The sequence below is a fragment of the Micromonospora echinaurantiaca genome (genome assembly GCF_900090235.1).
In the GTDB taxonomy this organism is placed as follows: domain Bacteria; phylum Actinomycetota; class Actinomycetes; order Mycobacteriales; family Micromonosporaceae; genus Micromonospora; species Micromonospora echinaurantiaca.
In genome coordinates this window covers 2,839,905-2,864,266 of sequence record NZ_LT607750.1, presented here as the reverse complement: position 1 = coordinate 2,864,266, position 24,362 = coordinate 2,839,905, and the positions used below count along the sequence as shown (strand labels likewise).

The window sequence follows — 24,362 nt, the reverse complement described above, 5'->3', positions numbered from 1 at the left end:
GATCGGGCTGAGCCCAGCGTCCGCGCGGTACGGCTGACCGCCGCTCCACTCAGTGCGGACGGATCAGGCACATCCCGCCGGCGCCGGGCCGGTCCATGGTGGCCAGTGCCGCGGGCACCTCGGCCAGGCCGATGGTGCGGGTGACCAGCTCGGCCGGGCGCAGCACCCCGGCGGTGACCAGCCGCAGCAGCTCCGGGTAGGCGTGCGCGGGCATGCCGTGGCTGCCCAGCAGCTCCAGCTCGTACGCGATGACCAGCTCCATCGGCAACGCCGGCCGACCCTGGGCGACGGGGAGCAGCCCGACCTGCACGTGCCGGCCGCGCCGGCGCAGGCTCTCGATGGAGGCGGTGCAGGTGGCGTGGCTGCCCAGCGCGTCCAGCGACAGGTGGGCGCCGCCGCCGGTCGCCTCCCGGACGGCGGCGGCCACCGCACCGGGGCCGGGCAGCGCGCCGCTGTCCAGGCAGACCGCCGCCCCGCAGCCGGCGGCCAGTTCGAGCGCGCCCGGGGCGACGTCGACGGCCACCACCCGCGCCCCGCACGCCACCGCGATCATCACCGCGGACAGCCCCACCCCGCCGCAGCCGTGCACCGCTACCCACTCGCCCGCGGCGACCCGCCCCTGGCCCACCACGGCCCGGAACGCGGTGGCGAACCGGCAGCCGAGCGCCGCCGCGGCCGGGTAGTCCAGGTCGTCCGGGAGCCGGACCAGGTTGACCTCGGCGTCGTGCACCGCCACGTACTCGGCGAACGAGCCCCAGTGGGTGAAGCCCGGCTGGGTCTGCCGTTCGCAGACCTGCTGGTCGCCCGCCAGGCAGGCCGGGCACCGGCCGCAGGCGCAGACGAACGGCGCGGTCACCCGGTCGCCGACCCGCCAACCGCGTACGCCCGCACCGACCGCCGAAACGACCCCGGCGAACTCGTGACCGGGAACGTGTGGTGGCCGGATGTCGGGGTCGTGTCCCTGCCAGCCGTGCCAGTCGCTGCGGCACAACCCGGTGGCCTCGACCCGGATCACCGCGCCACCGGGCGGCGCCACCGGGTCGGGAACGTCGCGGACCTCGGGCCGGGCACCGAACTCGTCGAAGATCACCGCACGCATGGGCGGCATCCTCACATGCCGGGGGCCCCGCAACCCGCGGGGCCCCCGGGACCGTCCCGAGCCGGCGCCCTACCGTTCGCCGGCTCCCCGGCGGGCGGCCCGGCGCCACCACGGAATCGTCAGGACCAGGACGGCGAAGGCCAGGGCCGCGCCGAGGCCGAGCCCGGCGGGCCACGACAGCGACGACGACTCCTCGGCCTGCCGCTCGCCCTTGACCGGGACCACGGGCTGGTCGTACGTCTTCTCCTCCGGCCCGACCAGCTCGCCGACCGACGCGCCCTCGGGGAGGCCGAAACCCCAGTTCAGCAGGGCGGACGCCTCGCCCAGGCTGCCCAGCGGCGCGGTCTCCGCGCCGAGCAGGGTCACCGCGAGCCGGCGGCCGTCACGCTCGGCCACACCGACGTACGTCTGCCGCGCCAGGTCGGTGAAGCCCGTCTTGCCACCGACCGTGCCCGGGTAGACGCCGAGCAGGGTCTGATCGTGAACGAGCTCCAACCCCGGATTCGACGGCTGCGCCGGGATCTGCGCCCGCCGCGTCGCGATGTACCGGCAGAAGTCCTCCCGGGCGAAGGTGGCCCGCGCGATCAGCGCCAGGTCGTACGCGCTGGTGTACTGCCCGGGCCCGTCGAGCCCGGAGGGCGTCGCGGCGTGCGTCTGGTACGCGCGCAGCCGGCGCGCCTCCTCGTTCATCGCCTGCACACCGCCCGGCCGGCCGGCCGCTCCGCCGCCCACCCGCGCCAGCGCGTTGGCCGCGTCGTTACCCGACTGGAGCAGCAGCCCCAGCCACAGGCTCTCCACCGAGTACCGGCCGCCCGGGATCACCCCCATCAGCGAACTCTCCGGGTCGAGATCGCGCAGGTCGGCCCGGGTCACCTGGACCATCAGGGTGGGATCGAGACGGGGCATCAGGGCCGCCGCCAGCAGCAGCTTCTGCACGCTGGCCGGGGTGCGGTGTTCGTGCGGGGCGCAGCCACCCAGCACCGCGCCGCTGTCGAGGTCGGCGACCAGCCAGGCGGTGGCGGTCACCGCCGGCGCCTTCGGCGCACCCGCCGGAGCGGCCAGCCCCGAGGTGGCCAGCGCCGGCCCGCCGACCGCCCGGTGTGCGGGATCGACCGGCGGCGGTGACGGCGCGGCGGGCGGCGGCACCGGCGGCTTCACCGCCGGACACGGCACGTACGGCGCGGCGGCGGCCCGCGCCGGTGGTGCGACCGCGACCGTGGGCAGGACGAGGATGGCGCCGAGCGCCGCTGCGGTGACCGAAGGCGTGCTCACGACAACGAACGTAATCGTCGGCACAGCGACCGAACTCCGTTTTCCGAAAGCCCGGCGGTGGCCCGGAAATTGTGCCGTTCGCGCAGGTAGCCCGGCATTTTCCCGGTACCGGGCGACACTGCTGACGCGCCTTTGCGGGGCCGGATTACGGTGTCTGTTCATTCCATGCCGCCAATGCTGTTCTGGGCGGAACGGCAGCGATTGGCCCCATTCCCGGCCGAATTCACCCCCCGTGGCGCCCGACGACGACAACGTCACCGGCTCGTACCTGTCGCTCGATGTTCCGCCGCCCGGCCCGTTTCGCCGTCTTTGGCGGAGACTCCACCGGAACTGACCGGGAACCGCCGGGGCGGCCCCGGTGGGGCCGCCCCGGCGGTACGTGCCGGATTGGCCCACCACGGGCGACGGCCGATCCCCGTCCGGAGAGGCGTCGCCTCCGGGCGGAGGTCAGGAGACCACCGTCGGGCCGCCACCGCTGCCGCGGTCGTCGAGCTGCAGCGGAGCGCGGCCACGCACCGCGTACCGGATGTGGGTGACCTGCGGCGTGGGGATGACCCGGATCGGCGTCAACTCGACCGCCTCCTTCTCGGCCAGGTCGAGGTCCGCGTCGAGCAGCCGCAGGCCGGTGCCGAGCACCACCGGCACGACATGCAGCTCCAACTCGTCGAGCAGGCCGGCCTTGAGTACCTGCCGCACCAGGCTGCCGCCGCCGGCCACGGCGACGTCCCGGCCGCCGGCCGCCGCCCGCGCCTGCTCGACGGCGCTGGCCACGCCGTCGGTGACATAGGTGAAGCTGGTGCCGCCCTTGCGCTCCACCCGCGGCCGGGGACGGTGCGTGACGACGAAGACCGGCGCGCGGAACGGCGGTTCCTCGCCCCAGGGCACCTCACCGCCGTCGGCCATCCGCCGCCCCATCACGTACGCGCCGGTCGCCTCGAACGACTCGGCGACCACGTCGGAGTTCGTGTCCCGCTCGCCGCCGGCGAAGCCCTGCCGTTCCCGCCAGGCCATCGCGTCGGTCACCCAGCGGGTGACCCGGAAGAAGCCGGCGCTCTCGGCCGACGTCATCCAGTCGCCGTCGCCGGTGTGCCGCGGGCCGGCGTAGAACCCGTCCACCGACACCGACAGCTGCGCGGTCACCTTGGTCATCTCGTCACGGTCCTCTCGATCCTCGACACCCGCTCCGGGCGCCTGCTCGGTGAGAGGTCGGAGCCGGTCGCCGCACCCCTACCGCGGGGCGACGTGACGGTGGTCACAGCTGCCCGGGCGTACGCCCCCCGGACGCGATCCCGCCGGGGGCGGTCAGCCCGCCGGCCGGTCGGCGCCGGGCACCGCGCCGGTGGTCTCCAGGATCAGCGCGGCGACCAGGTCCGGGTCGTCGCTCATCGGCACGTGCCCGCAGCCGGGCAGGGTCACCACCCGGGCCGCCGGCAGTCCCGCCCGGGCGCGCTCGGCCTGGTGGACGCCGAAGATACGGTCACAGTCGCCCCAGCCGACGGTCACCGGCACCGCCGCACCGGACAGCCGGGCACAGTCGAAGCGGTAGCCGCGGGCGGCCCGGGCCACGGTGCCGAAGCCGACCGCCCGGCGCAGCGCGAGCGCGTCGCCCAGCGCGCGCTCGAAGTCCAGCAACCGGGGCCGCGCCACCAGCGGCGCGAAGCACATCGCCCGCAGGTACGCCGACCGCAGCGCGACCCGCATGACCGGCGTCGGCAGGTACGCGTTGGCCCGCAGCAGCCGGAGGATGGCCAGCGCCCGCCGCCGTTCGGCCGGGGTGAAGAAGCCGGCGGGGGAGAGGGCGGTGGCCGAGGCGACCGCCCCGGCGGCGGCCAGTTCCAGGCTGATCGCCCCGCCGAGGCTGTAGCCGGCCACGTGCGGGCGCTCCAGCCCCCACCCGGCGAGTACCGGCAGGATCGCCGCGACGGTGGCGGCCATGTCGGCGGGCATGCCCGCCTCGGGTACCGGGGAGTCGCCGAACCCGGGCAGGTCGAGCGCGATCACCTCGTGGTGGGCGGCGAGCCGGTCGAACACCGGCTCCCAGGCCTGGTGGCGGTGCCCGATGCCGTGGATCAGCACGAGCGGCTCCCCACGGCCGGCGCGGCGACAGTGGACCTTCATCGCCGTTCCTCCACCGAGCTGCGGCCGAACGAGCGGCCGAGCCCGCGTACCTCGTCCTCCATCTGGTCGACCAGGGTGCGGCCGCCCAGCCGGGTGACCAGCGCGTCGACGGGACCGCTCAGCACCAGCGACCGCAGCGCCTGCACCACGGCGAGCGAGCGCGGCACGTAGACCTTGCGGCTGCGGCGCTCGATGCCGCGCAGCAGCGCGGCCGCGCACCGGTCGACCGGGACCACCGTGGACAGCGGCCGCGGCAGCCGGCGCAGCGTGGCGCGGAACGAGGCCAGGTCGGCGCGGATGTCGCGGACCAGGTCGGTGTCGATCCAGATCGGGTGGGCGGTGCCCACGGTGACGCCGTGCCGGCGGGTCTCCAACCGCAGCACGTTGGCGAACTGTTCGACGCCCGCCTTCGAGGCGCAGTAGGCGGCCATCCCGGGCATCGCCGTGAACGCGGCGGCGGAGGAGACGATCAGGACGTGGCCGCGGGCGGCGGTGACGTGCGGCAGCGCGGCGCTGACCGTGCGGATCGCGCCGCACAGGTTCACCTCGACCGTACGGACCAGCGCGTCGACCGGCCCCAGCGCGACCGTGCCGAGGTTGGCGATGCCGGCGTTGGCGACCACCACGTCGATCCCGCCGAACCGGTCCACGGTGGACGCCACGGCGGCGTCCAGGGCCGCCTGGTCGGTGACGTCACACTCGTACCAGTGCGCGTCGAGGTCGGCGGCGAGCCGCCGGAGCAGGTCGGGTTCCAGCCCGACGAGGGCGACCCGGGCGCCTCGGGCGGTGGCCTGGCGGGCCAGTTGCGCGCCGATGCCACGCGCCGCCCCGGTGACGAGGATCGTCCGGCCCGCGAGGTCACTCCGCATCGGCGTGCTCCCGCTCCGCCTCGGCGGGCCAGGGCGGATCGCCAACCCCGGTGATCCGTACGCCGCCCCACGGGTCGACCTCGGCCAGCCGGGCCGGGCTGGTCCGGCCGGCGACGCGCAGCTCGACGTCGCGCCGGCCGGAGCGCACCAGCCGGGCCACCTTCGGCTCCGGCTCGATCCGCCCGCGCCAGTGGTAGCGGCCGTCGACCGGCTCCCACCGCCCGCTCAGGTGCACCCGGACCGGGGTGCCGGCGAGCCGCGCCGGGCCGTGGTAGCTCATGCCGTCACCTCGCCGCGCCCGGTGGCGGCCTGCGGATCCGCCGTGCCGGGCCGCCGCTCCGTCCGCCGGCGCTGGCTCACGGCACGATCCGCTCGTGCGCGCGGGTGAGCTCGCGGGGCAGGTCGGCGCTGCGCCGTACCCCCTCGATGCCGCTCCACAGCAGCGTGGTCAGGTAGTCGGTGAGGGCCGCCCGGCGGATCGGCTGCCCGTTCGTGGTCCACCAGTCGCCGACCGCCTGCACGAAGCCGACCAGGCCGTACGCCCACGGCTCGGCCGGACCGGCGTCGAGGCCCAGCGCGCGCAGCCGGTCGCCGATCACCCGGGCCAGCCCGGCGGCCACCTGCCGGCTGGTGCCGGCGACCACCTGGTGGATCCCGGGATGGCTGGACTGGTGCATCAGGAAGCGGTAGAGCTTCGGCTCCGACTCGATCACCCCGAGGTACGCGTCGATGGTCGCCTCGACCAGTCCGCGTTCCTCGCGGACCTGCTCGACCGCCGGCGCCACGGTGTCGACCACCCGGGCGGCCACCACCTCGCTGACAGCCAGCCAGAGCTGCGACTTGTCGGCGAAGTAGCGGTAGAGGACCGGCTTGCTCACCCCCGCGGTGGCGGCCACCTGGTCCATGTCGACCTCCGGTCCGTGCCGCAGCAACGCCTGCACGGCCGCCCCGATCAGCTCCTGCCGCCGCTGCTCGCGGTGGTCCGCCCAGCGGTCCCGGCGGCCGTTGGCCCGCGCCGCGGGCGGGCCGCCGGCCGACCCGGATCCATTGACATCCGTCACAGGCGATTGCATGCTACTACTCGTAACAGTTACCGGGCGTCACGTCAATATGGAGGCGTCATGGAGCCCACGTCCGACCGGACCGAGCGCGAGGCGCTCGCCACCCGGCTGCTCACCTCCTCGGTGCGGACCAGCTACGACCCGGTTGTCGAGATCGACTGGGCCGCGCCGCCGGTGCCCGGGGCGTACTGGCTGCCGCCACGGCGCAGCAGCCTCTACGGCACGCCCCTGTGGGAGCGGCTCACCGAGGAGCAGCGCGTCGAGCTCACCAAGCACGAGGTGGCCAGCGCGGCCAGCGCCGGGCTGTGGTTCGAGACGATCCTCATGCAGATGCTGATCCGGCACTACTACGACGCCGACCCGACCAGCCGGCACGCGCAGTACGCGCTCACCGAGGTCGCCGACGAGTGCCGGCACTCCATCATGTTCGGCCGGCTCATCGAGGCGATGGGCTGCCCGGTCTACCGGGCCGACCCGGTCGACCACCTGCTCGGGCGCTTCCTCAAGGCCACCGCCACCGGCCCGCGGATGTACGCCGCGATCCTCATCGCGGAGGAGATCCTCGACGCGTTCCAGCGCGAGATCATGGCGGACGAGTCGCTGCAGCCGCTGATCCGGATGGTGTCGCGGATCCATGTCGTCGAGGAGGCGCGGCACGTCCGGTTCGCCCGCGCGGAACTGGCCCGCCAGGTCGAGGCCGCCGGCCCGCTGGGCCTGTCGTACGCCCGGCTGCTGATCGGTCGGGCCGCCTGGTCGATCGCCAACCGGCTGGTCCATCCCGCGGCGTACGCGGCGGTGGGCATCCCGCCGGCGGTCGGCCGCGCCGCCGCCCGGGCCAACCCGCACTGGCGGGCCACCCTGCGCTGGTCCGCCGCCAGGGTGTACGGCCACCTGGCGGGCCTCGGCCTGGTGGCCGGCCCGGGCCGTCTGCTGTGGACCCGTGCCGGCCTGATCTGATCCACCGGCGGCCCCGATCGCTGCGAATCCACCGGCGGCCCCGATCGCTGCCCGAGTCAGGCAGTCGTCAGGCGCCGCTGATCCTCGGTTGCTGGTGGTCGGTGAGCCGCAGGCCGACCCCCCGCACGGTGTCGATGGTGACCCCGGTGCCCAACTCGGTGAGCTTGCGCCGCAGCCGTTTCACCACCGACTGCACGTCCGCCTTGCGCTGCGACCCCTCGGCCCGCCAGACCGCCCGATGCAGCTCGGCGTAGCTCCAGACCCGCACCGGCTCGGTGGTCAGGCAGCTCAGCAGGTCGTGTTCGAGCCGGGTCAGGGAGACCTCGCGGTCGCCGCAGCGGGCGGTCGACCGGGTCGGGTCGATGCGGAGCGCGGTGTCGGTCGCCGACCCGGGCGCCGGTGCCGGCGATCCGGGGCGCAGCTGCTGTGGGGCCGAGATCAGCCGGCGCAGTTCGTCGAGATCGGCGACGAGCAGCAGGGGCGCGATGCCGTCGAGGCGCTCGGCGAGCCGGATCCGTTCCGCCGGCGACGGGGTCACCGCGATCAGCAGCGGGAAGAGTTCCCCGGCCGGCTCGGATCCACCTCCCGGCACCGTGCTCTCGTCGTCCTCGGCCACCGCACCCGCCCGGAAACGATGGGCAGCGTCTGCCCAGTTCCATCGTCGTCTGACAATAAGTGGCAACCCTGCCGCCAGCCAGCAAACGGTTAGTGACAAGTTGCTTACGGCAAGTTCTTGATCGTCCTTTCCTCTAGATCATAGTGTCCACTCGGGCAGCCGGCGTGACCCGCGCGATGCCTGGGGGGCCTGGAGGGGGTCAGCCGTTCCGGTTACATCCACATGGGACGTCCGCCCCCGAACCCCTTCACCATGGCTCACTCGAATCTGGGTCGTTCTGAAGGAGGCAGCACCGATGTTCAGACGTCCACACAGGAGGCGCACAGCCAGATCACTGGTGAGCGCCGCAGCGGCGATGGTCCTCGTCGCGGCAGGCCTGGCCACCGGGACCGGCGCACAGGCCGCGCAGGCCGGAACGGCGGCAGGCGCGACCTCTCCGTCCGACAAGATCCGGCCGGACCTCGCGAAGCAGCTCGAGGGCAAGACGGAGGGCGACTTCTGGATCCGCTTCAAGGATCGGGCGGACCTCAGTCGGGCCAGGGACATCAAGGACTGGACCGAGCGGGGCACCGCGGTGGCGGAGGCGCTGAAGAAGACCGCCGCCGAGAGCCAGGCCAAGATCCGGACCGAGCTGGACACCGCCGGCGCCAAGTACCAGACCTTCTGGGCGACCAACGCCATCCGGGTCAGCGGCGGCTCGCTGACGATGGCGCAGAACTTCGCCGCGCACGACGAGGTCGAGGGCCTGTACGCCCCGGTCGCCTACGAGGTGCCGGAGACCACCAAGGGCACCGACGAGAAGACCGTGAACGCCCTCGAGTGGGGCATCGCGAACATCAACGCCGACGACGTCTGGTCCCAGTACGGCGTCAAGGGCGAGGGCATCACCATCGCCAACATCGACACCGGTGTGCAGTTCGACCACCCGGCCCTGGTGAACTCCTACCGCGGCAACAACGGCGACGGCACGTTCGACCACAACTACAACTGGTTCAACGCCGCCGGCACCTGCGCCACGCCGTGCGACGGCGACGGCCACGGCACGCACACGATGGGCACGATGGTCGGCTCCGACGGGGCGAACCAGATCGGTGTCGCCCCCGAGGTCAGGTGGATCGCCGCGAACGGCTGCTGCCCCAGCGACGCCGCGCTGGTGACCTCCGGCCAGTGGATGCTGGAGCCGACCGACGTCAACGGCCAGAACCCGGACGCCAGCAAGCGGCCGAACATCATCAACAACTCGTGGGGGACCCGGCTGCCCTCCAACGACCCGTTCATGGAGGACGTGACGCTGGCCTGGAAGGAGTCGGGCATCTTCGGTGTCTTCTCCAACGGCAACAGCGGACCGGGGTGCCAGACCAGCGGCTCGCCGGGCAGCCTGGTCAGCAACTACTCCTCCGGTGCGTACGACGTCAACAACAACATCGCCAGCTTCTCGGCCCGCGGCGCGGGGCAGAACGGTGAGACCAAGCCGAACATCTCGGCGCCCGGGGTGAACGTCCGGTCGAGTCTTCCGGGCAACGGCTACGGCGCCATCAGCGGCACCTCGATGGCGGCGCCGCACCTCGCCGGCACGGTCGCGTTGCTGTGGTCGGCGGCACCGGCGCTGGTCGGTGAGGTCGACGCGACCCGCGCGCTGCTGGACAACACCGCGATCGACAGCGCCGACGCCCAGTGTGGTGGAACCACCGATGACAACAACGTCTTCGGCGAGGGCCGGCTGGACGCGCTGGCGCTGCTCAACGCCGCGCCGATCGGCGACACCGGCACGCTGGCCGGCACCGTCACCGACGCGGCCACCGGCGCCCCGATCGCGGACGCCACGGTGACCGTGACCGGTCCGGCCGAGCGCCAGCTGACCACCGGGGCGGACGGGAAGTACTCGTCCCTGCTGCCGGTGGGCGACTACCAGGTCGTCGTGGCGGCCTTCGGCTACCAGAGCCAGACGGTGCCGGCGACGGTGACCCAGAACGCCACCACCACGGTCAACGTCGCGCTGTCGGCGGTGCCGAGCGTCACCGTCAGCGGGTCGGTCACCGACGGCTCCGGGCATGGCTGGCCGCTCTACGCGAAGGTGACCGTGCAGGGCCCGTCGGGCGTGTCCGACTACACCACGCCCGGCAACGGCCGCTACAGCTTCACGCTGCCGGCCGGGGCGACGTACACCCTGAAGGTCGAGTCGCAGTACCCGGGCTACCAGACGGTGACCAAGGAGGTCGTCGTCGGCACGGGCAACGTCACCGCCAACATCGCCGTGCCGGTGCAGACCAACGCCTGCACCACGGCGCCCGGCTACACGTTCGGCTCCGACGGCGTCTACGAGACGTTCGACGGCACGGCCGTGCCGGCCGGCTGGTCGGTGGTCGACCACGCGGGTACCGGCCAGGTCTGGAAGTTCACCGACGACGGCAACCGGGGCAACCTGACCGGCGGCACCGGCAACTTCGCCATCATCGACAGCGACGAGTACGGCTCCGGCGGGCGGCAGGACAGCTCCCTGGTCAGCCCGGTCGTCGACCTGACCGACGTGGCGGCTCCGGTGATCCGGTTCAACCAGGACTTCAACCATCTGGGTCCGGACCGCGCGGACGTGGACCTGAGCGTCGACGGCGGTGCCACCTGGACGAACGTGCTGCGGCAGGCCGCCGACGTCCGGGGGCCGCGGGTGACCGAGGTCCCGATCCCGCAGGCCGCCGGGCAGGCGCAGGTGCAGGTCCGGTTCCACTACTACGACGCCTCGTTCGAGTGGTGGTGGGAGGTCGACAACGTCCTGATCGGCAGCGAGGTCGTCTGCCGGCCCACCAACGGCGGCCTGGTGCTCGGACACGTCCGGGACGCCAACGACAACGGCTACGTCAACGGGGCCACGGTCACCAGTAACGACCGGCCGGCGGAGAAGGCCACCACGGTGGCGACGCCGGACGACACCGAGCTGGCGGACGGCTTCTACTGGCTGTTCTCGTCGCTGACCGGCACGCACAAGTTCACCGCCGCGGCCGGCAACTACGTCAGCCAGAGCAAGAACGTCGACGTGCAGGCCGACTGGGCGACCGCGACCAACTTCCGGCTCGCGGCCGGCCGGCTCTCGGTCAAGCCGGCGCAGGTGAGCGCCACGCTCCAGATGCCCACCGGCAAGGTCAACAAGGCGTTCACGGTGACCAACACCGGCGGGGCGCCGGTCGAGGTCGAGTTCAGTGAGCGCGAGGGCGCGTTCGAGCTCCTCCGGGCCGACGGGTCCCGGTTGACCGAACAGCAGGTGATCGGGTCCAACGGCGCACCCGAGCAGCGGCTGAACGTCCCGACGTCGTTCGCGGCGCGGGCGTCCGGCATGTCGAGCAACGCGACGTCCCCCGCGCTCGGCCCGCAGGCCGAGCCCTGGACGGACATCGCCGACTACCCGGCGAACGTGATGGACAACCGGGTGGTGAACCTCGACGGCAAGGTGTACTCCATCGCCGGCGGCAACGGCTCGGCGTCCACGACGAAGAACTTCGTCTACGACCCGATCGCGCAGAGCTGGGCGCCGATCGCCGATCTTCCCGAGGCACGCAACGCCATGACGGTGGGCGTCGTCGGTGGGAAGATCATCGCGACCGGCGGCTGGGCGGCGGCCGGTCCCTCCGGCACCACCTGGTCGTACGACCCGGGCGCGAACACCTGGACGAAGGTGGCTGACAACCCGGCGGCCCGCTCCGCCGCCGGCCAGGCGGTCGTCGACGGCAAGCTCTACGCCATCGGCGGCTGCACCACCTCGGCCTGCACGCCGATGTCGAACAGCGTGGTCCGGTACGACCCGGCCGGCGACAGCTGGGAGACGCTGCCGAACTACCCGAAGTCGGTGGCCTTCGCCTCCTGCGGCGGGATCGACGGCGTCGTCTACTGCACCGGCGGCAACGACGGCTCCGCCTCGCAGAAGGCCAGCTACGCCTTCGACCCGGGGGCCAACGCCTGGACCGCGATCCCCGACGCGCCGGCCGACAACTGGGCCAGCTCGTTCGCCGTGGCGAACGGCAAGCTCCTGGTGGTCGGCGGTTCGCAGGGCGGCGCCATCACCAACGCCGGCTTCGCGTACGACCCGGCCACCAACGCGTGGTCGAACCTGCCGAACGCCAACACGGCGCGCTACCGCGGTGGCGCGGCGTGCGGCTTCTACAAGATCGGCGGATCGTCCGGTAGCTTCACCGCGACGCCGGACAGCGAGGTGCTGCCCGGGTTCGAGGAGTGCGCCGAGGCGGCCGCCGACGTCAGCTGGATGACGATCAACAAGACGTCGGCCACGCTGGCGCCGGGCGAGCAGGTCACGGTCACCGTCGGGATGACGGCGAACGTCGACCAGCCGGGCACCTACACCGCCTCGGTCGCCATCAAGGAGAACACCCCGTACACGGTGTCGCCGGTGGCCGTGACGATGAACGTGAATCCGCCGAAGACCTGGGGCAAGTTGATGGGTACCGTCACCGGGACGAGCTGTCAGGGTGTCAGCTCGCCGCTTCCCGGTGCGGTCGTCCAGATCGACTCGTGGGCGATGTCGTGGACCTTCGCCACCGACGCCGAGGGCAAGTACGCCTACTGGATGGACCGTCGGAACAACCCGATGACGATGATCGTCGCCAAGGACAACTGGAAGCCCCAGACCCGTCAGACGAGGATCAACACCAGCACGCCCACCGTGGAGGACTTCGCACTGTCACCCATCCGCTGCTGACCTGACCGTCAGCTGACCGAGCCGGCCCGCCTGGTCGTCCACCAGGCGGGCCGGTTCGCGTGCGGCGGGTGGGCCGCGGCGTGGCTCGTGGGTCGGTGGTCAGACCGGAGCGAGGCGGAAGCCGACGCCGCGTACCGCGTGGATGGTCGCCGCCGCGTTGAGCCGGGCGAGCTTGCGTCGTACCCGCCGGACCACCGAGTGCATGTCGGACCCGCGGCCGAGGTGCTCGTTGCCCCAGACCTCGCGGTGCAGCAGTTCGTAGGTCCAGACCCGCCCGGGCGCGCCGACCAGGCAGCGCAGGAGGTCGTGCTCCAGCCGGGTCAGCTCGATCTCACGGTCCAGCCAGCGCAGCACCCGCCGGTCCGAGTCGACGGTCAGGCCGGGAGGCGGTGCCGCGCCCGGTGTGACCTCGGTGACCACCGGCTGGTCCGGCGGAGCCGCCGGCGGGTTGTGCGGCGGCTCGACCACGTCGAGGAACCGCCGCGCCTGGTCCACGCTCGAGACGATCAGGAACGCCTCGCTGCCGCCGAGCAGTTGTGCCAGCTGCCGGCGCTCGGCCGGCGAGGAAGCGATGCCGATCGCCAGGGACGCGACCCGGATCCCCCTCATCCCCCCACCTTTCCCGTTCCCCCACGATTTCGGGGCGATCGTCCCACGACGCCCGTCAATCAACTGAGACCCTAGTTCCGCTTTATATCGGTACGGTTAAAAATAGTTGTGCGTAGGCATCTGTAAATGGCTGAGGCGTTGTTTCGCGGTTCCGATGTAAACGTTTTCATCGTGGCTTGACCGAACTTCCCGGGATGTCCACGTGGGTCGGCGTCGGGTGGCGACGGGGGCGTGGTTGGCCGGCTCGTCCGGCAGGTGGCCGCGCGGAGGCGTGGCGTCATCGGGTGGTCGCGGGGCCCCTGCCGCGCACCTGGCAGAGGCCTCATCGACCGGTGGCGAAACCCGTCCGGCGGTTTGTCGCCGAGGGTCGAGTGAGACGGTGGAAATGGTAGTGCAGTTCGATCCGGTGGACAATATCCGGCCGGCCCGACCAGGGTCGGCGGGCCGGTTTCACGATATCCGTGCCGATCTCCGGATCGAGAAAGAAATCCGACACGACATTGACGCATCTACAGATGTCAGCGGTGCTGTCCGGGTGGTTGTCGGGCCGCCAGGTCCACCGACGGTGCGACCAGCTCCTCAGGTGCGGGCGGGCGCCCACCCCTGCGCCACGAGGTGTGCGGCGTCCCCGCCCTCGCCCTGGAAGAGCAGACCGGCGCGGTCCGCCGCGACGATCCGGTCGACGTAGACCCCGCGGCCCCGGGCGGAGACGTCCGTGCTGCTGCTCCAGCGCAGGTGGGTCGCCCGGTCGGGCAGCTCGACGGAGACCTGCCACCAGACCCGGCCGCCGTAGCCGGTGACCGTGCCGTCGCTGGCCCATCGTTGGTCACCGTGCCGCAGCCGCATCGGCGCCGCGGCCCAGGTCTGTCCGCCGTCGGTGGACACCTCGAACCGGGCGCTGTCGTAGCGCGGCTCGGTGTCGTACCAGAGCAGGAAATTCGCCGTGCCGCCGCGCGCCGCCCGGCGCAGCGGGGCGGTGAGGGTGACCGTCGCGAGGTCGCGCGGGTCGGCCCGCCACGCCTCCCGCGACCGGGGTCGCACCGGCATGGCCTCGGCGAGGTCGGTCGCGACGGCACGCCGGGCCACGTTGTTGCTGCCCCAGCCACGGTCGGGGTGCACCCGGTTGCTGAGCAGGACGACGAATGAGTGGGAGAGCGGGTCGACCACCAGCGAGGTGCCGGTGAACCCGGTGTGCCCGAACCCCACCGGAGAGGACAGACCCGTCATGTACCAGTGCTTGTTGAGCTCGAAACCGAGGCCGCGGTCGCTCTCCGGGTAGGCCTGCTCCAGCGGCGCGTTGTAGTTGACCAGCATCGCCCGGACCGTGTCGGCGCGCAGGATCCGCCAGCCGCGGTACTCGCCGCCGTTGAGCAGGGTCTGGCAGAGCACGGCCAGGTCCGTCGCGGTGGAGAAGACGCCCGCGTGTCCGGCCACGCCGCCGAGCGACCAGGCGTTCTCGTCGTGCACCTCGCCCCACACCATGCCGCGCCCGGCGTACGGCTGGTACTCGGTCGCCGCGATCCGCGGCCGCAGTTCCGGCGCCGGGTTGTAGCCGGTGTCGGCCATGCCCAGCGGCGCCGTGACGCCGTCGCGGACCAGGTCGACCAACGACCGGCCGGTCACCCGCTCCACCAGCACGCCGAGCGCGATCAGCCCGAGGTCGGAGTACACGTACCGGGTGCCGGGCGTCGCCCCGGCCGCCAGTGGCGTGGCGAGCGCGGCGGCGAACCGTTCGGCCGGGGTCGGGTACCGGCTCCACAGCGCCGTGAACGCGGGCAGCCCGGAGGTGTGGGTGAGCAGCATGCGTACCGTGACGGCCTCCTTGCCGCCGGCGGCGAACTCCGGGACGTACCGGGCGACCGGGGCGTCCAGCTCGACCCGACCCCGCTCCACCTGCTGCAGCACCACGATCGTGGTGAACAGCTTCGACACCGACGCCAGGTCGAAGATGGTGTCGGGTCGCATCGGGAGCTGCTGGTCGGCAGGCAGTTCCACCCCGGCCAGCCCGGGTGGCGGCCCGACGGCCGAGTAGCGCACCGCCGACCCCACCGCGGCGTGCTGCACGACCACGCCGTCCTTGGCGGCCAGCACCACGGCGCCGGCGTAGGTGGGATGGCCGGGGTGGTCCGGGGTCGGTTCGAGGTACCCGGTGAGGTCGGCCGGCATCCGGTCCACGTGCTCGGGAAGCAGCCCCACCTCGCGGGCGTCGCCGTAGCGCAGCGTGTCGTGGCGGAACCGGATGTCGGCGGGCGTGACGGACGGCGGTGCGGACCCGGCCGGCGACCGCTCGGCGGCGGCCGCCCCGGTCGCCGGCAGCGCCGTGCCGAGCACGGCCACGGCCAGGCCGAGGGCGAGGCCCCGGCGCACGCCCATCGTGGTGCGGACAGTCCTCGCCGGCATGGTTCCTCCTACCAGGTCAGGCCGTGGTCGTAGGGGTAGAGCAGCCCGCCGTCGGCGGTGGGGATCGTGACCGGCAGCCGTCCGCGCGGGGACAGCTCGCCGTGCAGCGCGCGGACGAGCGCGTCCATCGCCGCCCGGGTGTACGAGTAGGTCGCCAGGTAGGTGGACACGCCCGGCAGGTACGCGACGTCGTACGGATCGCGGACCGCCACCACGATCACGGGTCGGCCGGTGGCGAGCAGCGCCGCGACCAGCCGTCGCTGGCTGGCGCGGGGGTCGGTCACCTCGACGTCCCACGCCTTGTTCACCAGCACCACGGTGAGGTCGTGCCGGGCCGCCTCGGCGGCGGTCGTGGCGATCGCCTGGTCGGACGGCAGGGTCGCGGGCCGGGCGGTGGCGCGGGCCCCGCGGGCGGCGAACCCGTCGGCGACCGTCGCAACCGGCGCGAAGGCGGCGCTGTTCCAGCCGGTCACCAGCACCGACCGGTCGGTGCTGGCCAGCGGCAACAGCCCGGCGTCGTTGCGCACCGCGGTGAGCGTCGGGTCGGTGACCCGGGCGACGGCGGCGAGGTGCTCGGCCGCCCCGACCGTACGGACCGCCGCCTCGACGTCGACCAGCGGTGACGCGGCCAGACCCTGCCGGTACTTCAGGGCGAGGATGCGCCGGACCGACTCGTCGATCCGCCGTTCGGTCAGCTCGCCGGTGGCCACCGCCCGCAGCACGGCGTCCCGGGCCAGCCGCAGGTCCGGCGGCATCAGCAGCTGGTCGGCGCCGGCCTTGAGCGCCAGCACGGGCACCCGCTCGTCGCCGTACTTCTGCCGGACCCCGGCCATGTTCAGCGCGTCGGTGACGATCACGCCGCGGAAGCCGAGTTCGCCGCGCAGTACCCCGGAGAGGATGGTCGGCGACAGCGTCGCCGGGTCACCGGAGGGGTCCAGCGCCGGCACCACGATGTGCGCCGTCATGACCGACTCGACGCCGGCGGCGATGGCCCGGCGGAACGGTGGCGCGTCGATCCGGTCCCACTCCTCGCGGGTGTGGTTGATCACCGGGAGGTCGGTGTGGCTGTCGTTGTCGGTGTCGCCGTGGCCAGGGAAGTGCTTAGCCACCGCGGTCGCGCCGGCGTCCCGCTGGAAGCCGGTGACCTGCGCGGCGGTCAGCTCGGCCACCAGGGTGGGGTCGGCGCCGAAGGAGCGCACCCCGATCACCGGGTTGGCCGGGTCGACGTTGACGTCGGCGATCGGCGCGTACGGCTGGTGGATGCCGACGGCGCGCAGCTCGCGTCCGGTGATCTCCGCCGCGGTGCGGGCGTCGCCGGGCGAGCGCCCGGCGCCGAGAGCCATCGCGCCGGGGAACTGCGCGGCGGGGGCGGGCATCCGCAGCACCACGCCCTGTTCCTGGTCGGTGGAGATGAGCAGCGGGACGCGGTCCTTGCCGCCGGCACTGAGGGCGGCCCGTTGCAGGCCGTTGGAGAGCGTGGCGATCTGCCGCGGACTGTCCAGGTTGTGTGACCAGGAGAAGTAGCAGATCGCGCCGAGGTGGAACTCCTCGATCACCTCGGCCGGCGTCTCGACGCCGAACGCCGCCCGGTTGGCGGCCCGGTCCGCGGCCGTCGGGGCGGTGGCGTCGCCGCCGTAGACGTAGGTGGCGAAGAGCTGGCCGACCTTCTGCTCCAGGCTCATGTGCCGCAGCGTGGAGGTGACCCAGCCGTGTTCGGCGGCGGGTGGAAGCGCGGCGGGTGCGGCGGTGGTGGCCTGGACGGGCAGCGGCGTGAGGGTGGCTCCCAGGGTGGCCACCAGGACGGTCGCGATGACGAGTCGGGTCTTCATAGACGACGACCTCTCAGTCCGGATGGCTGAAACTTAGCTACGCATCGATTAATCGTCAAGAAGGTTTGCTACAAGTCGGACGGCCCGGACGGCGCGGCGGCCGCCGTTCAAGCGGTGCCGACGAACTGGCTGACGTGGTAGGCGGTGCTCCGGCCGTCGGGCGTCCTGGTCCACTTCGAGACCATCAGATGCAGGTCGTTGGCCCGCCGGCTGGACCACGGGTGGATGAACCCGCCGTAGAGCCCGGGCTCCTGCCAGGGGGTGACCTGCACCTTCTCCGCCGTCCAGACCTGGTCCGGCCCGCCGGCGGTGCGGGTCACGATGCAACCGGTGGCGCAGTTGAGGTACGACATCACCCAGCTCCCGTCGGCGAGCCGCCGGACCGACGGCTCGCCGAAGCGGCCGGTCAGGATCGGCGTGCACGGCCGGCCCCAGCCCCAGTTGCTGCCGTTCCAGCCCCAGCCCTCGTACGACTCCGGGTAGAACAGCCGGTCCCAGCGGACCCGGCGCAGCATCATCGGGCCGTCCTGGCGCCCCGAGCGCACCGAGAAGACGTACACCCAGTCGCCGTCGCGCTGCATCGTCCACATCTGGAACGGGTCGGTGTTGGTGCCGTTGTTCCACCACTTCAGCGGCGTACGGATGAAGTCGTTGCCGTTGTCACTGTAGGCCAGCCCGGCGTAGCGCGACCGCCAGTGCGGCCCGGCGGGTCCGGCGGAGGCCCAGTTCTCGATGCTCATGTACGAGATGAGCTGGCGGCCGGTCTCCGGGAAGCTGATGCCGTCGTTGGGGATGACGGTCACCTCCCAGAGGCCGTCGATGCCGATCCCGTTGTGGCCGTTGTGCATCAGCTCCGGGGCCCGCCCGTTGCCCGCGACCCGCGCCGCGCTGTCGAAGACCACGCCGCCGGCGACTCCGGGGTGGATGTTGGAGCGCAGCATCACCGGTGAGCGCCAGTCGTTCGGCAGCGGTGGGCCCTCCGGCCACGGGGTGTTGAAGGTGTCGCCGAAGAGGTACCCGATGGAGCCGTTCTCCAGCACGTAGGGGATGCCGAGGTCGGTTCCGGCGACCCGCCACCGGTGGTAGGTGTCCAGGTCGGCGCCGGTGAGCCGCTTCTTCCAGGACGCGGCTCGCGCGGGCCCGGGTGCGAGCAGGGCACCGGTCGCCGTGGCCGCGCCGACCATGGCGACCCGGCCGAGCAGGGTGCGGCGATTGATGGTCATGGTGGTAGTCAAGCGGGCGTCGGAAGGCCGAAGGATGTCTTCAGTCATCCCTTGTCGCCCTGCCGGAATTTTTCGCGAACCCATTGACAGGCGTCATGGTCCCTCTCCAGACTCGCGGCAGTCGGAGCTCAACACCGGCCAGGTCGGCAACCGGGCGGGAGCGTCGCGTCATGACCAGAGCTGTCCCTCGCGCGGGCCTCGCCGCGATCCTCGCGGTGTGCCTGGCGGCCGCCGGCGTCCTCGTCGGCTCGTCGCCGGCACACGCCGCGCCCGTCTTCAAGGCCCCGTTCCCGATCGTCACCGACAACTGGGGCGGCGCCCTATAGGACTCCTGACAAAGTGGTGGGCTTGACCTGGTCAGAGGTTGGTGTCGTGCACGAGGCCGCCGGGTAGTGGGACGCGGTCGACCGCGTAATCGCACGCGATAAACGTGGCGACGTCGGCGATCACCCCCGGGATACTGATCGCCGATGGATGAGGTCGAAGTCGTCGTCGCCCATTCCGAGCGCGCGACTCTGCGCGTCGGTGACGTGTTCTTGAAAGTGGACGCCGATCAGGCGCGCATCGACGTCGAGGTCGAGGCGATGTCCCTCGCGCCGGTCCCGACCCCGGAGGTCCTGTGGCGCAAGCCGCCCGTGCTCGCGATAGCCGCACTCCCGGGGACGACGCTCGGGCGCCTCGGCGGGCCGTCGACCGGGTCGCCGGCGGCGTGGGCAGCGGCTGGCGCCGCAATCCGGAACCTGCACGAAGCGCCCCTGCCGCCCCTGCCGGGCCGGGCCGGCCGGAGCGTCGTCGCGCTGGCGGCGGAACTCGACGACGAGTGCGAGTCGCTCGTGACGAACGGTGTCCTGCCCACTGACCTGGTCACCCGCAACCGCCAGGTCGCCGAGGCCGCGCTCCGGCCATGGACTCCGGCGTTCACACACGGCGACCTGCAGATCGCGCACGTCTTCGTCGACGGCGACGAGGTCACCGGCATCATCGACTGGTCCGAGGCGGGCCAGGGTGATGCCCTGTACGACCTCGCCACCTTCACGCTCGGACACGAGGAGCACCTTGACGACGTCATCGCCGGCTATGGCACCGACGTCGACCTCGACGTGATCCACGCGTGGTGGTCGTTGCGAAGCCTGCTGGCAGTTCGCTGGCTGATCGAGCACGGCTTCGACCCCTTCGCGCCGGGCTGTGAGGTCGACGTGCTCAGAGCCCGGAGGTGAGGCGGCGTGGCCCGACTGCTACGTATGCTGCTGACGCATCGAGCAGGCCACCCCGCTGGGGCGATCGCCCGCCCTTACCCTCAACGAAGTGCGGTGCGCAGTCGTCGCCAGCAGATGACGGCGCAGCCAAGGGTGACGAACGCGTGGCTTCCTGGGGCAGCCGTCGGCGGCCGGGAGATCAGAGGTTGAGCGGCTGCGAATCGTCGGCCAGCTCGCGGAACCGATCCTGCGGGGCGGGCACCAGGCGCCGGGCCGACAGGTCCAGCAGGCCACCCACCCCCGTCAGCGCCGCCACCCGGGTGCCGTCCGCACGGACGAAATCCTGCTCGATCCGGAAGGTCTTGCCCTCACCCCAGTGGAACGCGCAGGACACGTCCACCTCGTCACCGCCGCGCAGCTCCCGCAGGTAGCGCAGGGTGACCTCGAGAGCGACCGGCCCCACGCCGGTGGCGATCAACCGGTCCTGCGAGATGCCGGCGGCGCGCAGACACTCCCACCGGGCATGCTCGGCGTACTGGAGGTAGACGGCCTGGTTCAGGTGGCCCTGGGTGTCGAGCTCGTAGCCACGGACGGTGATGCGTACCCGGAACGGATCTCCCACACCACCGAGCCTACCGACGGGTACGACATCACCAGCCGGGACGCCACCGGAGATCAGAACGGCCACCGCCCTCGCGGCGCACGAGCGCGCGCCTCCGCCGGTTCCCGCGGCGACCGTCCGGCGCTGCCGGCAGACTGACCGGGTGTCCTCGACGATCCTGGTGGTTGGCCCCAAGCTGGGGGTGGCGCTGATCGTGCTGACCGTCGCGGCGGCGGTGGTGGCCACCGTGGGGCGGCTGGGGCACGGCCGGCAGATCCTGGTCGCCGCCGGTCGCGCGGCGGTCCAGTTGGCGGCCGTCTCGCTGCTGATCACCGCCATCGTGGTGTCGCTCTGGGCGACCGCCGGTTTCGTCGTCCTGATGTGCGTGGTCGCGGCGGGCACCGCCGGTCGACGGATCACCCGGGGCCGGCACGGCTGGTGGGCCGCCGTGCCGATCGTGGTGGGCAGCATGTCCGTGGTGGCGGGCCTGCTGGTGGCCGGACTGGTGCCGTTGCGGGGGATCGCGGTCATCCCGGTGGCCGGGATCCTCATCGGTGGGGCGATGACCGCGACGTCGCTGGCCGGCCGGCGGATCCTGGACGAGCTGACCAGCCGGTGGGGCGAGGTGGAGGCCGGCCTGGCGCTGGGGCTGCTGCCCCGGGACGCGGTCCTGCTCGTCTGCCGTCCGGTGGCCGGTCAGGCGCTGGTGCCGGCGCTGGACCAGACCCGCACGGTGGGGCTGGTGACACTGCCGGGCGCGTTCGTCGGTGTCCTGCTCGGTGGCGCGGACCCGCTGGCGGCCGGGATCACCCAGGTGTTCGTGCTGGTCGGCTTGCTGGCGGTGGAGGCGGTGGCGGTCGTCCTCACCGTGGAACTGGTGGCCCGTGGCCGGCTGCTGCCGGCCCGGTCCGAGGCGCTGCGGTGAGCGCGACGGTCAGTGAATGCGGCGACCGTGGACGTCCGGCACCCCCGACTTGCGGAAGAAGTAGGTGTTGACCTGGTCGCGCCACTCCTCGGCGCAGCGCAGCTGCTCGTCGAGGCGTTCGGCCACCCGGGCGTGCAGCGCCGGGTCGAGCAGACCGGCCAGCCGCTCCCACCGCCGGCGCATCGCGGCCACCTCCGTCACCCCGGCGAAGTGGGTGTCGTAGATGTGCTGGATGACTGTGGTGCCGCTGTGCAGCACGTGCCCGTACGGCACGTGGTGGAAGAAGAGCAGCAGCTCGTCCGGGCACCGGTCGAGTGACTCGTACACCTCCGACCACGGCGGCGGGTACTGGCCGGTGAATCCGGTGCCGGTGGCCCGGGTGCGGTCGACGCCCACCCCGTCGCGGTCGGCGAAGTGGTATGTGCCCCAGGGCGTGTACTCGTAGCCGTCCACGTCGGGGCCGTAGTGGGTGCCGGGGCGGACCATGAAGCCGACGCCCAGCGGCGCGGTGTACCGCTCGTAGCTGCGCCAGGAGTCGTCCATGATCTCGTGCAGCGTCCGCCGGACCAGGTCGTGGTCGCCGGCCATCGAGATCACCGACGCCTCGCCGTACGGCGAGATCGCGCAGTACCTGGCGGTCAACCGGGAGGTGGAGGAGCCGGTCCGTCGGACGCTGTCCTACGTCGACGGCGTGGCCTTCGCCCGCCGGGCGAGCGCGCCCGCACTTCGGGATCGGTCTGCGCGATCAGGTCTGCCCGCCGAGCACCGGGTTCGCCGCCTACAACCAGTACGGCGCCGGCAACGGCCGGACCGCCGCGCCGGAGCGGGACCTGCACGTCTACCCGTTCAACGGGCACGAGGGCGGGGAGGCCGTGCAGGTGCGCCGCCAACTGCGGTGGCTGGCCGGTGTGCTCGGGCACTGACCCGCCCGGCTCCCGGGTGCCCTCGACCGCCAGCACGAGGGGCCCGTCCACGGCCGCCATCCGGTCGCCGTCGATCGCTCACCGGGCGGGGACCGGCGCCCGGTCAGCGCGGCGGGTCCGCAGCAGCGAATCGAGCGCCCACGCGCCGGGGCCGAGCACCGCGATGAGCAGGAACGACCAGCAGAACAGCACGGCCAGCTCACCGCCGTTGCGCAGGGGCAGCAGGGCGTCCGGCTGGTGCACCATGAAGTACGCGTACGCCATGGAGCCGGAGGCCAGGATCGCGGCCGGCCGGGTGAGCAGGCCGAGCAGCACCAGCGCGCCGCAGATCCCCTGGATCAGTGCGGCCCACCAGCCCGGCCACTGGCCCAGCGGGATCGCCTCGCCGGTGCCCCGGTTGCCGCCGAGGACGCCGAAGAGCGAGGCCAGGCCGTGGCAGAGGAACAGCAGCCCGATGACCGCGCGGAAGAGGGACACCGCTGGTCCGACGATCTGCTCAGCACGCATTGCGACACCTCCGTTGCGGGAAACCGACCGGGCCCAGGATGCCGACGAGCATTTAGACGTGTCGATACTTTCCCCCACTGTGGGAACGCTCCCATGGCTGGGTGGCATCTCGCTACCCCTGCTTCCCGTCCGCGCCATGCGGCCGGTCCGGCGGTCCGACGCCGCGGTCGAGGCGCGCGCTCGGCGGCGGTGCGCGGCGCCTCCGCCTGGTCCCAGGGGCGCAAACGCCGACCGGACAGAACGCCACGGACGGGCCGCGCCGGTCCCGCGGCCGGGTCACGGCCGGTCGGAGCGGCCGGCTCGACCGGTGATGGAAGGATTGCCGGTGATGCGATCGATCGGAACGCCCCGGCTGTCGGCCGCCGTGGCCGCGGCCGTCGTCCTCGCCGTGCTGGCCCCGACCGGCGCGGCGGCCGAACCGACGCCCGCCCCGGGCACCCCGGTGTGCCAGATCCGCGACGACCGGCTGACCGAGATCTCCGGGATGGTGGCCACCGACGACGGGTACGTCGTGGTCAACGACGGCGCGGACGACGAGGCCCGCCGCCGGATCTTCTTCCTGGACGCGGACTGCGCGGTGACCCGGACGCTGCGCTACCCGTCCCGGCCCCGGGACACCGAGGATCTCGCCGTCGGCGCGGACGGCACGATCTGGGTGGCGGACATCGGCGACAACGACCGTTCCCGACAGACGGTCGCGGTGTGGAAGCTCACCCCGGGTGCGGCCCGGCCGGTGCTGTACCGGATGGCGTACCCGGACCGCCCGCACGACGCCGAGGCGATGCTGGTGACCGGCGACGGCCGGCCGGTGATCGTGTCCAAGTACTCGGGCGTGCTCTACGCGGCGAGCACCGCCCTGCGGCCGGGCGCGACGGTGCCACTGACGCAGGTGGGGCAGGTCCGGCTGCCGGCCTCCACGACGAGCAACCCGTTCTCGCTGCTCGGCCGGACGGCGGTCACCGGCGCCGCCACCGCGCCGGACGGCGACCGGGTGGTGCTGCGCACCTACGCCGACGCGTTCGAGTTCGACGTCACCGGCGGCGACGTGATCGCCGCGCTGACCAGCGGCACGCCGCGGGTCACCCCGCTGCCCGACGAACCGCAGGGCGAGTCCATCACCTACAGCCGGGACGGGCGGTCCCTGCTCACCGTCTCCGAGACCGCCGACCAGCCCGCCGGCACCCGGCCGAGCATCCTGCGCTACCCGGTGGCGGCCCCGTCGCCCGCGGCGATGCCGCCCGCCGCGACCGTCGCGCCGCCGAGCACGTCCGTGCCGGGCGACCGGGCCGCCGGCGATCGGGCCGACCGCGCCGACCGCGGGGTCACGCCGATGGTGGCGGCGGGGGCGGTCGGGCTCGGCCTGCTGGTGGCGGGCCTGCTCGTGCTGGCCCGGTCGCGGCGGTCCCGCCCCGGCCGGCCGCGCTGACCCGGCCGGAACTCGGTTGCCGGGCA

General features: G+C 72.9%; 20 protein-coding genes and 2 pseudogenes. 7 read left to right on the top strand and 15 right to left on the bottom strand.

Going from position 1 to position 24,362, the window contains the following annotated elements:
• Positions 1–49: 49 nt before the first annotated feature.
• The 7 genes from GA0070609_RS13175 to GA0070609_RS13145 all read right to left on the bottom strand — a co-directional run bounded on the left by GA0070609_RS13175 (position 50) and on the right by GA0070609_RS13145 (position 6,431).
• Complete coding sequence (locus tag GA0070609_RS13175) at positions 50–1,099, bottom strand: zinc-dependent alcohol dehydrogenase family protein (protein ID WP_088994083.1); 1,050 nt, start codon at positions 1,097–1,099, stop codon at positions 50–52.
• A 69-nt stretch (positions 1,100–1,168) separates the two neighbouring features.
• Complete coding sequence (locus GA0070609_RS13170; RefSeq protein ID WP_408630664.1) at positions 1,169–2,386, bottom strand: D-alanyl-D-alanine carboxypeptidase family protein; 1,218 nt, start codon at positions 2,384–2,386, stop codon at positions 1,169–1,171.
• 432 nt (positions 2,387–2,818) lie between these two features.
• On the bottom strand, positions 2,819–3,520 hold the full coding sequence (locus GA0070609_RS13165; protein ID WP_088994081.1) for a dihydrofolate reductase family protein: 702 nt from the start codon (positions 3,518–3,520) through the stop codon (positions 2,819–2,821).
• 153 nt (positions 3,521–3,673) lie between these two features.
• Positions 3,674–4,489, bottom strand: a complete 816-nt coding sequence (locus tag GA0070609_RS13160; RefSeq protein ID WP_088994080.1) for an alpha/beta fold hydrolase — start codon at positions 4,487–4,489, stop codon at positions 3,674–3,676.
• Positions 4,486–5,358 (bottom strand): SDR family oxidoreductase, encoded by an 873-nt coding sequence (locus tag GA0070609_RS13155; protein WP_088994079.1) that lies wholly within the window; start codon positions 5,356–5,358, stop codon positions 4,486–4,488. The genes GA0070609_RS13160 and GA0070609_RS13155 overlap by 4 nt, the downstream gene beginning before the upstream one ends.
• Positions 5,348–5,638, bottom strand: a complete 291-nt coding sequence (locus GA0070609_RS13150) for a DUF4873 domain-containing protein (RefSeq protein ID WP_088994078.1) — start codon at positions 5,636–5,638, stop codon at positions 5,348–5,350. Before GA0070609_RS13150 ends, GA0070609_RS13155 begins: the two co-directional genes overlap by 11 nt.
• 76 nt (positions 5,639–5,714) lie before the next feature.
• Positions 5,715–6,431, bottom strand: coding sequence for a TetR family transcriptional regulator (locus GA0070609_RS13145; protein ID WP_088994077.1), 717 nt, complete (start codon positions 6,429–6,431; stop codon positions 5,715–5,717).
• A 48-nt stretch (positions 6,432–6,479) separates the two neighbouring features.
• On the opposite strand from GA0070609_RS13145, the gene GA0070609_RS13140 reads away from it, so the two are divergent.
• Positions 6,480–7,376: an AurF N-oxygenase family protein gene (locus tag GA0070609_RS13140; RefSeq protein WP_088994076.1), complete on the top strand. Its 897-nt coding sequence runs from the start codon at positions 6,480–6,482 to the stop codon at positions 7,374–7,376.
• 67 nt (positions 7,377–7,443) lie between these two features.
• Here the strand turns inward: GA0070609_RS13140 and GA0070609_RS13135 are convergent, their stop codons facing one another.
• Positions 7,444–7,992 carry a winged helix-turn-helix domain-containing protein gene (locus tag GA0070609_RS13135; RefSeq protein ID WP_231928685.1) on the bottom strand — a complete coding sequence of 183 codons (549 nt, stop codon included), beginning with the start codon at positions 7,990–7,992 and terminating at the stop codon, positions 7,444–7,446.
• Between the two features lie 337 nt (positions 7,993–8,329).
• On the opposite strand from GA0070609_RS13135, the gene GA0070609_RS13130 reads away from it, so the two are divergent.
• On the top strand, positions 8,330–12,697 hold the full coding sequence (locus tag GA0070609_RS13130) for a S8 family serine peptidase (protein ID WP_231928683.1): 4,368 nt from the start codon (positions 8,330–8,332) through the stop codon (positions 12,695–12,697).
• 99 nt (positions 12,698–12,796) lie between these two features.
• On the opposite strand, the gene GA0070609_RS13125 is transcribed toward GA0070609_RS13130, so the two are convergent.
• From GA0070609_RS13125 to GA0070609_RS13110, 4 genes are all read right to left on the bottom strand, one after another.
• On the bottom strand, positions 12,797–13,306 hold the full coding sequence (locus GA0070609_RS13125) for a winged helix-turn-helix domain-containing protein (protein WP_088994074.1): 510 nt from the start codon (positions 13,304–13,306) through the stop codon (positions 12,797–12,799).
• A gap of 579 nt (positions 13,307–13,885) precedes the next feature.
• Complete coding sequence (locus GA0070609_RS13120; RefSeq protein WP_088994073.1) at positions 13,886–15,706, bottom strand: serine hydrolase domain-containing protein; 1,821 nt, start codon at positions 15,704–15,706, stop codon at positions 13,886–13,888.
• An 8-nt stretch (positions 15,707–15,714) separates the two neighbouring features.
• Positions 15,715–17,535 (bottom strand): glycoside hydrolase family 3 protein, encoded by a 1,821-nt coding sequence (locus GA0070609_RS13115; protein ID WP_088994072.1) that lies wholly within the window; start codon positions 17,533–17,535, stop codon positions 15,715–15,717.
• 107 nt (positions 17,536–17,642) lie between these two features.
• Positions 17,643–18,758, bottom strand: a complete 1,116-nt coding sequence (locus GA0070609_RS13110; protein WP_088994071.1) for a DUF4185 domain-containing protein — start codon at positions 18,756–18,758, stop codon at positions 17,643–17,645.
• Between the two features lie 170 nt (positions 18,759–18,928).
• On the opposite strand from GA0070609_RS13110, the pseudogene GA0070609_RS33155 reads away from it, so the two are divergent.
• Positions 18,929–19,051: pseudogene (locus GA0070609_RS33155) on the top strand (peptidoglycan DD-metalloendopeptidase family protein); the annotation flags it as partial.
• A gap of 177 nt (positions 19,052–19,228) precedes the next feature.
• Positions 19,229–19,975 (top strand): phosphotransferase family protein, encoded by a 747-nt coding sequence (locus tag GA0070609_RS13105; RefSeq protein WP_088994070.1) that lies wholly within the window; start codon positions 19,229–19,231, stop codon positions 19,973–19,975.
• A gap of 178 nt (positions 19,976–20,153) precedes the next feature.
• On the opposite strand, the gene GA0070609_RS13100 is transcribed toward GA0070609_RS13105, so the two are convergent.
• Positions 20,154–20,576 carry an acyl-CoA thioesterase gene (locus GA0070609_RS13100; RefSeq protein WP_088994069.1) on the bottom strand — a complete coding sequence of 141 codons (423 nt, stop codon included), beginning with the start codon at positions 20,574–20,576 and terminating at the stop codon, positions 20,154–20,156.
• 142 nt (positions 20,577–20,718) lie between these two features.
• On the opposite strand from GA0070609_RS13100, the gene GA0070609_RS13095 reads away from it, so the two are divergent.
• Positions 20,719–21,480 carry an ABC transporter permease gene (locus tag GA0070609_RS13095; RefSeq protein WP_231928681.1) on the top strand — a complete coding sequence of 254 codons (762 nt, stop codon included), beginning with the start codon at positions 20,719–20,721 and terminating at the stop codon, positions 21,478–21,480.
• A 9-nt stretch (positions 21,481–21,489) separates the two neighbouring features.
• On the opposite strand, the gene GA0070609_RS13090 is transcribed toward GA0070609_RS13095, so the two are convergent.
• Positions 21,490–22,122: a hypothetical protein gene (locus tag GA0070609_RS13090; protein ID WP_231928680.1), complete on the bottom strand. Its 633-nt coding sequence runs from the start codon at positions 22,120–22,122 to the stop codon at positions 21,490–21,492.
• Between GA0070609_RS13090 and GA0070609_RS35175 the strand changes: the two are divergent.
• Positions 22,022–22,403, top strand: a pseudogene (locus GA0070609_RS35175) (acetylxylan esterase). The gene GA0070609_RS13090 and the pseudogene GA0070609_RS35175 sit on opposite strands and share 101 nt — an antisense overlap.
• A gap of 78 nt (positions 22,404–22,481) precedes the next feature.
• Here the strand turns inward: GA0070609_RS35175 and GA0070609_RS13080 are convergent.
• Positions 22,482–22,910 (bottom strand): DoxX family protein, encoded by a 429-nt coding sequence (locus GA0070609_RS13080; protein ID WP_088994067.1) that lies wholly within the window; start codon positions 22,908–22,910, stop codon positions 22,482–22,484.
• A gap of 328 nt (positions 22,911–23,238) precedes the next feature.
• On the opposite strand from GA0070609_RS13080, the gene GA0070609_RS13075 reads away from it, so the two are divergent.
• The gene (locus GA0070609_RS13075; RefSeq protein ID WP_197700265.1) at positions 23,239–24,336 is read left to right on the top strand and encodes an SdiA-regulated/phytase-like domain-containing protein; all 1,098 of its coding nucleotides are present in this window, start codon (positions 23,239–23,241) and stop codon (positions 24,334–24,336) included.
• Positions 24,337–24,362: the final 26 nt, after the last annotated feature.

Excerpts from the sequence above, each read along its gene's own strand:
- GA0070609_RS13175 (WP_088994083.1), bottom strand. The coding sequence starts at position 1,099 with ATGCGTGCGGTGATCTTCGACGAGTTCGGTGCCCGGCCCGAGGTCCGC.
- GA0070609_RS13165 (WP_088994081.1), bottom strand. The coding sequence starts at position 3,520 with ATGACCAAGGTGACCGCGCAGCTGTCGGTGTCGGTGGACGGGTTCTAC.
- GA0070609_RS13160 (WP_088994080.1), bottom strand. The coding sequence starts at position 4,489 with ATGAAGGTCCACTGTCGCCGCGCCGGCCGTGGGGAGCCGCTCGTGCTG.
- GA0070609_RS13155 (WP_088994079.1), bottom strand. The coding sequence starts at position 5,358 with ATGCGGAGTGACCTCGCGGGCCGGACGATCCTCGTCACCGGGGCGGCG.
- GA0070609_RS13150 (WP_088994078.1), bottom strand. The coding sequence starts at position 5,638 with ATGAGCTACCACGGCCCGGCGCGGCTCGCCGGCACCCCGGTCCGGGTG.
- GA0070609_RS13145 (WP_088994077.1), bottom strand. The coding sequence starts at position 6,431 with ATGCAATCGCCTGTGACGGATGTCAATGGATCCGGGTCGGCCGGCGGC.
- GA0070609_RS13140 (WP_088994076.1), top strand. The coding sequence starts at position 6,480 with ATGGAGCCCACGTCCGACCGGACCGAGCGCGAGGCGCTCGCCACCCGG.
- GA0070609_RS13125 (WP_088994074.1), bottom strand. The coding sequence starts at position 13,306 with ATGAGGGGGATCCGGGTCGCGTCCCTGGCGATCGGCATCGCTTCCTCG.
- GA0070609_RS13120 (WP_088994073.1), bottom strand. The coding sequence starts at position 15,706 with ATGCCGGCGAGGACTGTCCGCACCACGATGGGCGTGCGCCGGGGCCTC.
- GA0070609_RS13115 (WP_088994072.1), bottom strand. The coding sequence starts at position 17,535 with ATGAAGACCCGACTCGTCATCGCGACCGTCCTGGTGGCCACCCTGGGA.
- GA0070609_RS13110 (WP_088994071.1), bottom strand. The coding sequence starts at position 18,758 with ATGACCATCAATCGCCGCACCCTGCTCGGCCGGGTCGCCATGGTCGGC.
- GA0070609_RS13105 (WP_088994070.1), top strand. The coding sequence starts at position 19,229 with ATGGATGAGGTCGAAGTCGTCGTCGCCCATTCCGAGCGCGCGACTCTG.
- GA0070609_RS13080 (WP_088994067.1), bottom strand. The coding sequence starts at position 22,910 with ATGCGTGCTGAGCAGATCGTCGGACCAGCGGTGTCCCTCTTCCGCGCG.
- GA0070609_RS13075 (WP_197700265.1), top strand. The coding sequence starts at position 23,239 with ATGCGATCGATCGGAACGCCCCGGCTGTCGGCCGCCGTGGCCGCGGCC.